This window comes from Rhodopirellula sp. UH5 (genome assembly GCF_056839225.1).
Window position 1 is genome coordinate 3,112,940 of the sequence record NZ_CM166390.1, and the last position, 11,608, is coordinate 3,124,547.

At 58.0% G+C, this 11,608-nt stretch carries 10 protein-coding genes; 2 read left to right on the plus strand and 8 right to left on the minus strand.

Annotation, left to right across the window (positions count from 1 at the left end; genetic code table 11):
- Positions 1 to 43 precede the first annotated feature (43 nt).
- Positions 44 to 358 (minus strand): carboxymuconolactone decarboxylase family protein, encoded by a 315-nt coding sequence (locus tag UH5x_RS11085; protein ID WP_173442674.1) that lies wholly within the window; start codon positions 356 to 358, stop codon positions 44 to 46.
- Positions 355 to 1,887, minus strand: coding sequence for a uroporphyrinogen-III C-methyltransferase (gene cobA / locus UH5x_RS11090; protein WP_047815007.1), 1,533 nt, complete (start codon positions 1,885 to 1,887; stop codon positions 355 to 357). The genes UH5x_RS11085 and cobA overlap by 4 nt, the downstream gene beginning before the upstream one ends.
- 164 nt (positions 1,888 to 2,051) lie before the next feature.
- Between cobA and rpsT the strand changes: the two genes are divergently transcribed.
- Complete coding sequence (rpsT, locus tag UH5x_RS11095) at positions 2,052 to 2,324, plus strand: 30S ribosomal protein S20 (protein WP_047815008.1); 273 nt, start codon at positions 2,052 to 2,054, stop codon at positions 2,322 to 2,324.
- Positions 2,325 to 2,554: 230 nt separating this feature from the next.
- Here rpsT and UH5x_RS11100 read toward each other — a convergent pair whose 3' ends face one another.
- The 3 genes from UH5x_RS11100 to UH5x_RS11110 are packed head-to-tail and all read right to left on the minus strand — an operon-like array spanning position 2,555 to position 6,965.
- Positions 2,555 to 3,379 carry a VTT domain-containing protein gene (locus UH5x_RS11100; RefSeq protein WP_482635697.1) on the minus strand — a complete coding sequence of 275 codons (825 nt, stop codon included), beginning with the start codon at positions 3,377 to 3,379 and terminating at the stop codon, positions 2,555 to 2,557.
- Positions 3,376 to 4,734, minus strand: coding sequence for a DUF1552 domain-containing protein (locus tag UH5x_RS11105; RefSeq protein WP_047815009.1), 1,359 nt, complete (start codon positions 4,732 to 4,734; stop codon positions 3,376 to 3,378). Before UH5x_RS11105 ends, UH5x_RS11100 begins: the two co-directional genes overlap by 4 nt.
- On the minus strand, positions 4,731 to 6,965 hold the full coding sequence (locus tag UH5x_RS11110; RefSeq protein ID WP_482635962.1) for a DUF1592 domain-containing protein: 2,235 nt from the start codon (positions 6,963 to 6,965) through the stop codon (positions 4,731 to 4,733). Before UH5x_RS11110 ends, UH5x_RS11105 begins: the two co-directional genes overlap by 4 nt.
- Positions 6,966 to 7,872: 907 nt before the next feature.
- Here UH5x_RS11110 and UH5x_RS11115 point away from each other — a divergent pair.
- Positions 7,873 to 9,402, plus strand: coding sequence for a transposase (locus tag UH5x_RS11115; protein WP_482632748.1), 1,530 nt, complete (start codon positions 7,873 to 7,875; stop codon positions 9,400 to 9,402).
- Between the two features lie 230 nt (positions 9,403 to 9,632).
- On the opposite strand, the gene UH5x_RS11120 is transcribed toward UH5x_RS11115, so the two are convergent.
- From UH5x_RS11120 to UH5x_RS11130, 3 genes are read right to left on the minus strand one after another with little or no spacing between them, the layout of a single operon-like run.
- On the minus strand, positions 9,633 to 10,124 hold the full coding sequence (locus UH5x_RS11120) for a hypothetical protein (protein ID WP_482635963.1): 492 nt from the start codon (positions 10,122 to 10,124) through the stop codon (positions 9,633 to 9,635).
- Positions 10,125 to 10,126: 2 nt separating this feature from the next.
- Positions 10,127 to 11,287, minus strand: coding sequence for a hypothetical protein (locus tag UH5x_RS11125; RefSeq protein WP_236696312.1), 1,161 nt, complete (start codon positions 11,285 to 11,287; stop codon positions 10,127 to 10,129).
- Between the two features lie 18 nt (positions 11,288 to 11,305).
- A complete protein-coding gene (locus tag UH5x_RS11130; RefSeq protein ID WP_047815086.1) occupies positions 11,306 to 11,584 on the minus strand; it encodes a DNA-directed RNA polymerase subunit alpha C-terminal domain-containing protein in 279 nt (92 codons plus the stop codon).
- Positions 11,585 to 11,608: the final 24 nt, after the last annotated feature.

The following is an 11,608-nucleotide window of genomic DNA, read 5'->3' on the forward strand; positions in this document are numbered from 1 at the left end:
GGGGACGCCTCTTGAATCTGAAATGATTCAAGAAACCAAGCCATCACATCGGCTTGGGTTCAATCACATCTTCCACCCATGACTTCGCTCGCATCATCGTGGGAAATCCGATCGTCGGGGCGGAGAGCATCGCCACGTGTCGCAAGTCATCCGGCGTGCACCCGGCTTCCAAGGCTTTGCGACAATGCGAGTGAGCTGCGCCTTCCAAGCCCGCTCCCAGTGAAATCGCCAGCTTGACCAGCGCCACCTCTCGGTCACTCAGCGGACCGGACTGGCGAGCAGCTTTGCCCAAGTCCTCGTAAGCTCGCATGTACTCCGGATGGTCGGCGTGCATTTGGCGGTAGCGTTTGGGAATCATGTTGTCTCCGCGTCAAGAATCGCTTGGGTCAAAGATTGCATTGTGGCCGACGAAGCGATCGCGTCGACTCGCCATCCCAATTCGTGAACCGCTTCCGCGGTCAGTGGACTGATCACCGCCACCTTGGTGTCTCCAATCGATTCGCCCAACCAACGATGAACGTTCCGTGCCGTCGCCGGACTGGTCAATGTCACCCAGTCCAACGGTTGCTCGTTCAATTTGGCTCGTGTGATCGGATCCATTTCCGGCACGTCTCGATTTTGATAGGCGACCACTTCGCAAACGTTCGTCCCGAGGCTTCGAAGCCCATCGGCGACGACATCCCGTCCGCGTTGGGTTCGCACGATCAACGTCGAACGCAGGGAAGGCTGGACCTGAAGCAACGTTTCCAGCAACGCGTCGGCATCAAACGTTTCCGGAATCCAATCCGCTCGCAGGTGAGAAGCGGCCAACACCGCGGCCGTCGCATCACCGACCACCGCGATTTTGAGTCCGCCCAGGCAACGCAAATCGCGGCCTTGCTCCCACAACCGATCCAAAAAGAACTTCACGCCGTTCCGACTGCTGAACACCAGCGAATCAAACGAGTCAATCTGCTCGATCGCAGCATCCACGTCCGACCAATCATCGGGCGGAGCAATTTCAATGGCGGGCTGAACGATCACATTCGCCCCCAGTTCTTCCAGCGGTCTGGCCAAGGCCTGGGCTTGATCCCTCGGCCGCGTCACCAAAACACGCTTCCCGGAGAGCGGCCGACGACTGAACCAATCCATCGACTCGGCCAATCCCGTGACTTCACCGACAATCGTGATCACAGGCGGCCGAAACTGACTGGCGGGAGTCAGATGACCAGCGACCTCGTCCAAGCGGCACTGGATTTTCTGCTGATCGGGCAAACTGCAACGCCGGAGGATCGCACACGGTGTTTTCGGATCCTTGCCGCCCGCGATCAACGCCTCCGTCCATTGCTTGGCCGTCGTGACCCCCATGTAAATCACCAGCGTGCCAGGAAATCTCGCCAATGCCGGCCAATCCAAGTCCGATTTCGCCTTGCCCGGCTCTTCATGCCCGGTGACCAGAGCCACCGCCGATGCGATCCCGCGATGGGTGATCGGAATTCCCGCGTAGGACCCCGCCGCCAAGGCCGCCGTGATTCCCGGAACGATTTCAAACGGGATGCCCTCGGCCTTCAACGCGTTGACCTCTTCGCTGGTCCGAGCAAAAACGGCCGGGTCGCCCCCTTTGAGCCGCACGACATGCCGCCCCGCTTGAGCATGCCGGAGCATCTCGGCGATGATCTCGTCCTGCTTCCAAATTCGCGATTGCCCGTGTTTTCCAACGCTTTGGTGGACCGCTTGCGGGGCGTGGACCAGCATCTCGACGTTGCTCAGCCCGTCGTACAGCACGACGTCACATTCCTGCAGACACTCCTGACCGCGAAGGGTCAGCAATCCCGGATGTCCCGGACCAGCCCCCACCAATGCGACGAATCCAGACGATGTTTCAGAAAGAGAGCGTTCAGAATTCAAGGAGTTGCAGCTTTGACGCGATAAATGGGTTGGAAAACAAGATTATGGAACTTCTCCGTTGACCTGGACAGTCGGCTGATTGCACGTCATACTCCTCGATTCCAAATTTTGACCAATTTGATCCGTTCCCTACCATTGCGTGTCCGCCGGACACTCCGAGCGAAATGCCAAACACTTCAAGCGCCTCGAAACGTCTGCGTCAAAACGAAAAACGTCGTTTGCTGAATCGTGCCACCCGTACAAACATGCGTTCGACGATTCGTCGTGTCCGTGAAGCTGTCGACAACAACGATTTGGAGACCGCCAAGAACGAGTTCAAAATCGCTCAAAAGAAGCTGGATCGTGCCGCAGCGAATAACTTGATCCACAAGAACGCTGCCGCTCGCACCAAGAGCCGCTTGAACAACTTGATCAAGAACGCCGCTCAATCTGCCTGATCCAGGCCAACCACCGGCGAGGTCGCGAATTCCGCTGACTCGCCACTTGGTTTGAGACAAACAGCCTTCGAAAGGTCCTGATTCAAACAGGACCTTTTTCGATGCGCAGTCAGAATGGTCTCCAGCGCAGGATAAATCGCAGCGGACCGCAGATCTGCCCCCTTGGGTCGAGCCTCTGGCCCAAACCACTCGCCTGACAGCTTCGACCGGCCCGATCAACGGACCAATGCTCAAACGTCTTGGCCTGCTGCAGCCAAATCCTCGGCAACCAGATCCTCGGCAGCCAACCCCTTGCCTGCCAACTCTTGCGCTCGCTGCTGCCAAATGTGCCTCGGCACCCAAACCGACAGCAGCACCGCCGCAACGACGGACGTTGCCAGCCCCAGCCAACGGGTCAGACTGGAATCAGCCACCCCGGCGACTCCCGACTCGGCAACCGAACTCATCGTTTCGGTCGCCATGGCCCCGCAATGCACCCACAACAACTGCGGCCCCGCGGCCAGCAACGCGGCGGCCAAGTAGGGCACCTGACGCGCTCCGGCCGCCCCCATCGAGTAGCTGATGATCGTGGTCGGGATGGGTGACAGCCGGACCAACAGATGCATCCCCAGATTCGCATCGCGAGCAGTCGAACCGATCACCCGCAATCCCTCTCGCCAGGACGCCTCCGATTCCACCTCCAGCGTCGACCCCGGAGAGGATCCATCGCTCTTGGATTCACTCCCATCTGAACCGCCGCCCAAGGACCACTTTCCGAGGCGGTAGTTCACCCACGCCGAAACAACCGCCGTGGCCGCTAACGTTGGACCACCGACCATCAATCCAAACACCGACCCAGCCGCGATCGACACAAATGTCTTGGGAACAAACAAACACATCGCCAACGTCCCCAGCATCACAAACGCGACTGGCCCCGCTTCGCGTCCCATCGCCAACCATTCACTGGCCAACTCTGTGCCAACGCCGCTGACCAGCCCGCCGACGCCGACCACAATCAACAACACAGGCAACAACCGCCTCGCGATCTTTGCTGAATGGTTCAAAACGGACGTCACCCCAATCCCTGCAAGACTCCGTTGCTGTCGCCGAAGCTTTCGGCATTCGCCCCCATCTGTTTCATCATCCACAGATAAAGATTGCACAACGGCGTGCCATTTTCATACCGCACGTGCTGACCAGCCCGAATCCGCCCACCACCATTCCCGGCCAACAGGACCGGCAGGTCATCGTGGTTGTGGCGATCCCCGTCACTGATCCCGCTGCCGTACACGATCATGCAGTGATCCAGCAGCGAACCATCGCCCTCGCGAATCAGCTTCAATCGAGACAACAGGTAATTGAATCGCTCCGCATGGAATGAATTGATCTTCGCAATCTCAGCTTGCTTGTGCTCGCTTTTGCCATGGTGCGAAAGCTCATGGTGCCCTTCGTTGACGCCAATCTCTTTGTACGCCCGATTGCTTCCTGCATTGGTGAACATGAACGACAAAATTCGCGTGCTGTCGGTTTGATACGCCAACGCCACCATATCCATCATCAAATCGCTGTGCCGAGACAGCTCCTGAGGCACACCGCTGGGTCGCGGGTAATCCGGCACGCCTTCTTCCGTCAGCCCTAATTTTTCGGCACCGTCGAGTCGCTTCTCAACATCCCGAATGGAATACAGGTACTCGTCCAATTTGCGCCGATCGACGATGGGCAGGTGAGCATGCAAACGCTTCGCATCCTCGGAGACAAAGTCCAGGATGCTCTTTCGATACTTCTCACGCTCGCTCTTTGCTCGTCGCGTTTCCTTGATGGTTTGCCCCGCGAACAAGCGATCGAACAAAGCCCGCGGATCCGTCTCCTTGGCCATCGGATTCGTTGGCCCACGCCACGACATGTTCGATGCATAAGCACAACTGTAGCCACTGTCACAATTGCCAGCCTGACTGCTCGCTTCCAACCCCAATTCCAAAGAAGTGAACCGGGTTCGATCGCCCACATACTGCGCCGTCACCTGATCGACCGAGACGCCGTTTTGAATGTCAGCGCCGTTGGTCTTGCGAGGGTGAGCGCCGGTCAAGAACGCAGCCACACTGCGCGCGTGGTCACCGCCTCCATCGCCGTGAGCCCGAGCCCCATCGAGGGTCAACCCAGACAGAACGCTGATCGAATCTCTGTTCTCCGCCAACTTCTGCAAGGTCGGCGTCAGCTCAAATTCGCGTCCCTCTTTCTGGGGCGTCCAAGCGGGCATGTGCATGCCATTGGGAACATAGAAAAACCCCATCCGCAACGGCGGCGGCCCACCATCAGCAGCGGCCGCCAACAGCCGCGTCGGACTCATCACATCCAACAATGGCAATGCCAGCGAGGTCCCCAACCCACGAAGCACAAAACGTCGCGACAAAGTACGAGGCGAATGACTCATGGTTCTCGATAACCTTGCTTCTGAAAAGGATCGCTTTCGATGATCGCGGCAATCAAGTAAGCGAATTTGTAATCGTGTGCGCGAACATCGGCCGTGATCTTGTCGAGTGCACACTTGTCATAATATTCGGTCCCACGCCCGAGGGCGTAGATCAGCATCTTCTCGGCCAAACACCGAACGAACTGCTCGCTGCGTTGCGTCGTCAACAAGTCTCGCAACCCATTGATCCCATCAAACGAAGTTCCATCGGGCATCAATCCGCTGGCGTCGATCTCGTCCCGCCCATCGCGTGTTCGCCAACGGCCAACCGCATCAAAGTTCTCCAGCGCAAACCCCAGCGGGTCCATCATATTGTGACACGCGGCGCAGGCTGGGTTCGACCGGTGCTGCTCCATGCGTTCTCGAAGCGAACCGACCAACTTCCCCTTCTCAAGTTCCGGGATATTAGGCGGTGCCGGTGGTGGTGGCGTGTTGAGCAGATTGTCGAGGATCCACTTGCCGCGTTTCACCGGACTGGTCCGAGTCGGGTTGCTGGTCACCGTCAACACACTGGCGTGCGTCAGCAACCCGCCTCGCGGCGTTCCCGACAACGACACCTTGCGAAATTCACTGCCCCGCACGTCATTGATCCCATAGAACCGCGCCAAGGCTTCGTTCATGTAAGTGAAGTCCGCACTCAACAGTTCCGTGACCGGCAAATTGTTTCGCATCACCTCCGAGAAGAACATCAACGTTTCAACCCGCATCGCTTCGCGAACCTCCTCGTCAAACCCTCGATAAATGCGAGTGTCCGGCTGCACGATTTCCAAGTTGCGAAGCTGCAACCACTGCGAAGCAAAGTTATCCACGAAGCGACTCGCCTTGGGACTCTTGATCATCCGCCCGACTTTCTCAAGCAACATCCGGCGGTCACGTAACTGGCCGCGATGTGCCATCCGCAAGAGCTCATCGTCCGGCATGCTGCTCCACAAAAAGTACGAAATCCGCGTTGCCAGCTCGTACTGATTCACCAGCGGCATCACACCGTCCGGCCCCGGTTCCCGCGGTCGCTCGACTCGAAACAGGAAGTACGGCGAAACCAGAACAGCCTGCATCGCGACCTGCATGCTCTCCTCGAATGACCCCTCGTTTTCATGCACCTGCGTGGCTAGCTCAACCAATCGCCCGAGCTCCGACTTGCCAATCGGCCGTCGATAAGCCCGGCTGGCAAATCGCCCCAACACCGCTTTCGCGGCTCGCTCAAATTCCTGGTCGTTGCCCGGGGTTTCAAACAACAGCACTCGATGAGTCGTTGGCAGATCCGGAGACGAGGCAAACTGACTGCGTTGCTCCACGCCACTCACCTTCACATGGTGAACGTGCAGGTTGCGATCGATCTGATCCTTGACATAGAAGTCATTCAGAAACGAGATGTCGATCTGACGCGTGCCTTTCCCCAACCGAAACGCAACCGTCTTTTCCGTGGGCTCACTCTCCTTGACCTCCACCGGAATGACACGACGTCCATCAGTGACTTCCACGCGGACCGGTTCGTCTCCGCCCTGGTCTCCGCTGAGAGACAACACAATCGTGTAGGTCCCTCGAAAAGGAGCGTCGAACTGCAACGTGACCGTGCCATTGGAGGACATCACCAGGTGGCTGCGGACGTTGAACTTGTCCGCCCCAATCAACGTCGCGGGAGAACGTTCCAACTCAAACAATTCAGGCGGTGGCGGCGTGTAAATCGCTTCGCCCATGATCGCTTCGGCCGCATCGAGGTACTTCTCCATCAACAACGGCGGCAGCGACAGCACATCACCGATGTTGTCGAATCCGTAGCCAACGTCATCCCCCGGGAAATCGTCCGCCAGTGCATAATCGACGCCGACCAAATCTTGGATGGTGTTGCGATACTCGGCACGATTCAGGCGCCGCAACGCGACCTTGCCGGCGTTCGGATTTTGCACGCAGTCGATCGCATTGGCCAACTCGTCAATCAGCTCGACCATCCGAGCCCGACTGGACGGATCCATCACATCGGAATCCGCCGGTGGCATGGTGCCCAAGCGAACTTGCGCGAGCGCCCGCATCCAATGGTCACGGCCTTTGACAATCTCCAACGCCGTGTCGTCGGCCTCCAACGACACGCCGCCTTCGCCGTCTTCCAGGCCATGGCAGTCGTAACAGTAAGTCCGCAACAACGGCACCAACTGTTCGCGGAACATCACCTCGCTGGCGAGATCATCCGCCATCAAAGCGGTGCCGCTGCCCCCGAAACAAACGATCACCCCAACAGCGAAAACGAGCAAGCCTCGTGGTTGGATTCCGAGCGAAGACGAAACATGCCCCCGCAGGCGACTTGAGCCAGGGCGAGCAACACGATCAATGGACTCTGTTTGCATCCCATCATTTTACCAAGCCCCGAGTGACGAGCGTGCACAATCCGACGGCGAATTGCTCCCCCCGCTGCTGGCAAAGTCATCTCAATCCGACGATTCGCTACAACCGCACCCCCCCTCATCTGGCACGGGATCAATTCCTGTCGTCCCTTCAGGACTGCCGACGCCGAGTTGCCTCGTTATCCCTGAGCTGACGCTCAGGGCTACACCATGCCGCCACTTCCGTGGCTGAAACAGCCAGCGGTCGCCTCATTTCCCCAAGGAGCCCGGAAAGTGGCTGGCACCTTACGCGCCTAGTCCGGAACGGACGACATGTTGTCGCCACGGGTGCCAACCCGTGGATCGAATGGCAAAACCATGCCACCAAGCCCTGCAGGGGCGACAGGCGTCGATTGCAAGGCACCTCCTGCCGTCCCTTCAGGACTCCCGACGCCGGGTTGCCTCGCTATCCCTGAGCTGACGCTCAGGGCTACACCATGCCGCCACTTCGTGGCTGAAACAGCCAGCGGTCGCTTCATTTCCCCTGGGCGGGAAGGTGGCTGGCACCTTACGCGCCTAGTCCGGAACGGACGACATGTTGTCGCCACGGGTGCCAACCCGTGGATCGAATGGCAAACCACGCCACCAAGCCCTGCAGGGCAACGCCGTGAACGATTTTGAGGCCGCGATTTGTGGTGTTTTGCTGAACTGCCCTTGAAGTGTAAAAGCCGGATCCCCCTACCAACCAACTGAAACACTTCAGTCAGAAAGGAATCCGGCTGTGTCAAAGAAACTCGATTCTCACGAATCAAGCAAGGCCAAAGAACATGCTCGACAAAGGAAATCCAACCGAGCTAAGCGCAAGGTCAAGATCGAATCTCAGCGAGAGCGTTATCGGAAAGCCCAGACGCGCAACGCCAAAGAGTTCCGCAGTGCGATCGATTGGGTGCTGGGTGACGAGCAGGCAGTGCCGACGCAGGCCCACGGCAACACTGGCTGGAAGACAATGACTCTGATGATCCAAGCCTTGCTGTGGATCTTCTCTGACAAGGACAAGCTCAAGGATGCTTTTGATTCAGGCACCCGGCAATGCAAAAAGGTCCACGGGAGGATCGCATTTTCAAGTTACTCTGGACTGATCAAGGCGCTGGTTCGATGGACTCCCTGGTTGTCCGAGGTTTTGCTTACTCGGATTCACAAGCAAATCGAGGCAACCGCCGGCAAGCTTTGGAGGACGACTGGTTGGGTCGTCATGGCTGTCGATGGTTCTCGAAACACAACGCCGCGAACACTGAGTAACGAAAAAGCGTTTTGCGCTCCCAATCATGGTCACGGGACAACGGCTCGGTATCGAAAAAAGAAGACCAAAGGAATGCGCCGTCAGGCCATCGAGAAGAATCCACCGGCACCGCCAGTACCCCAGATTTGGATCACAAAGATTTGGCACGTTGCCACGCAACTGACTTGGTGCTGGAAACTTGGGCCTAGCAATGCGTCCGAACGAGCACACGTGCAAGAGATGCTAGAAAACGGCGAATTCCCGGGGAAAACGTTGTTTACCGGTGACGCGGGATTCGTTGGCTACGAATTTTGGAAGAGCATCATCGATGGGGGACACCACTTTCTCGTTCGCGTCGGCGCGAACGTCAACTTGCTGCATAGCCTCGGCTACGATGTCGAGCCTGGCGAAGACAACCTTGTTTACTGCTGGCCCAAGGACAAACGCCGTGAGGGCATGCGTCCCCTGAAGCTTCGCATGATTCAGATCCAACTCGGCCGCAAAGAGGCAGTTCTCTTAACGAGCGTTTTGGATGAGAAGAAGCTCACGGACGAGCAAGCACTGGTAATTTACAAGAGCCGCTGGGGAATCGAATTGGAATTTCGCAACCTAAAGCAAACGTATGGACGACGACAACTTCGCTGCCGCCAGAGCGTCCGGGCGTTGGTGGAGTTGCATTGGTCGATCCTCAGTATTCTGATCGTCAAGCTGTATGCCTTGAAAGTACACCTCGCGAAGAAACGTCGCCGGGGTGATCCGGTCGCGATGCCTGGTCGAATCAGCTTCGCAGGGGTGGTGCGTTCTTTCCAACGCATTCTTGAGAACCTCAACGAGACCGATCTCGAGGAACCGAGCTTATCGGAGATGCTGAGGGATGCGCTGATCGATGATTACGAACGCAAGTCGAGCAAGGAGGCGAGGTATAAACCGAACAAGAAAGACAAGCCTCGTTGCGGTCTCCCCAACGTCACTCGCGCCACGAAAGAAGATCGCGATCGACTTCAAAAACTGGGGTTTTGTACCGTCGCCTAAATCGTTCACGGCGTTGCCTGCAGGGGCGACAGGCGTCGATTGCAAGGCACCTCCTGCCGTCCCTTCAGGACTCCCGACGCCGGGCTGCCTCGCTATCCCTGAGCTGGCGCTCAGGGCTACATCATGCCGCCACTTCGTGGCTAGATCTTCGACCGAAGCCTCGACGGAACAGCGTTCCCTGGGCTGCCGCCCAGGGCTACATGATTCCGCCACTTCGTGGCTGACACAGACTACGGCTGCGATCGGCGTCCGCGTAAACGCGAGATGACGGATGGAAGTTTGGCGGCGAGCGAGCGACGCTGTGGCGGGTCGTGACGCGCTTCCAACACGGAAGGATCCATTCCCAGTTCTTGACTCGATTCTGGCTGGTGAGCCACCAAGTAGAACGGTTGCTCGGCAACGACCTCGCGCCCGTCGGCCAGGAAGACTCGCACCCGAATCTTCCAGTGGATTTGCATCAGGTGACCCTGATAGCTCAGCGGCGAAGCGGGCAAAACGCACTGGATCCCGTTTCGCTCCTTCAACTGGATGTTCTGCAGATCCGAGTGGTCATAGCGCTGGAAATAATGGACACCGAGATCCTCATCCCCTTTGCCCTCGGTGTGCCAGAGCACCGAAATTTCGACGCTTTCCAGTTCACTCAAATCAACCCGACTGATCCGCCAACCCGCTTTCAGTTGACACCCCGCTGCGTAGGCCCCGTCGTCACGACAGACCGACACATTCACCGCGGGCTGTCGGGAGGCGACATGAGCGGCGGATGGACGAGCAGCGGGAAACTTCGGCAGAACGATGGCCACGGACGGGACTCTCCAGAGACAAGCAGTCGCCACCTGACAACGTTGTTGGTTGCAGCAAAAGAGTGCATCACGTTTTCAGGGAGCTCGAACGACAATTGTTGTTCCCAGGGCCCGCGGGGGTCAACACGAACCGTCTTTTCTTTCAACAATTCTTGCCGCAACGCCACATGATGATCGCTGCGAACGTCCGTGCCCTGGCGAAAAAACGATTCTTCTTCGCAAACCAGCTCGATTTTCAACCATTTTAGCCGCATCTTACCCATTTGCGAAACAAACAGCTCGTACTGACCACCGGGCTGCAGCGGGTGATCGCTGATCTCAACGACCGTCGCCCCGACCCCGGCAACTTTCCGGACCTCCCTCAAAAACACTCGCAGCGACCAGACCGCCACACCGGAAAACGGAACCATCAGGAAAGCCAAAATGGGCCGCGGCATGCCATACCACCACCCCGAGATCACCACGGCCAACAGCACCAAACACAGGCAATTCCAGCCCAAAGCCAAGGCGGCCGAGCCAAACACACTCATCCGCCCGGTCGAAATCGAAGCCAACCGAAACCGGAGTCGCTCCCCCGGACTCTCGTTCAGAACCTGACGCCGCGGGACTGTCGGCAACTCGGGAAAATCCTGTGCGTCGAGTTCGGGTTCGAACGGTTGCGAAGACTCTTCCGACGCCGATTCTCGCCCGGCCAACGAACGAGTCTCATCGATCGCCCGTTTGCGACTGGCGGAAATGCGTTCCTGGCTGAATCCAAGATGCAGCAAGCGGTACCCCAGCCCGATCACTCCCGAGGCGATGGACGCGACAGAAACAACCGCAACCACCCAGCGTCCCCATCTTCCACCGCCCTGGGTCAGATTGGACTCCAGAACCCGGCGGGCTTCTTCTGGCAGATCGATGCCGATCCGTGACATCATCACGGATGAGACCACCACCAGGGCCAGCACGAACACGCCCAGAAGAATCAGGCACAAATAGAACGCCAATTCCCCCAGCACACCACGCAATGCCCCGGTTCGCGAACGGCGTCCCCGTTTCTTACTCCAGGGACGCAGCAGCGTTCTCGACCAGGATCGTCTCACCAAGGCCTACCGTCGCAATCAGATGGTGGCCGAAGCGGCCTGTCGGCCCGGACGATAAAACCCAAGTTGCTCGAGGGCGTCGTAGACTTCTTCGAGAGTCTTTTCGCCGAAGTTGCTGATTTTCAGCAAACGTCGCGGTGTCGCGTTGAGCAGGTCACGGACCGTCAAAATGCCGGTCTCTTCCAGACAGTTCGTGGTCCGAACGGTCAAACCCATTTCCGCGATGCTCAAATCGAGACGTTCACGGCGCAGACGGGCTTCTTCCTCAGCCTTGCTCAATGGAATGCGGGTCTTCATGAGAATCCTTTCACGAAAGGGTGC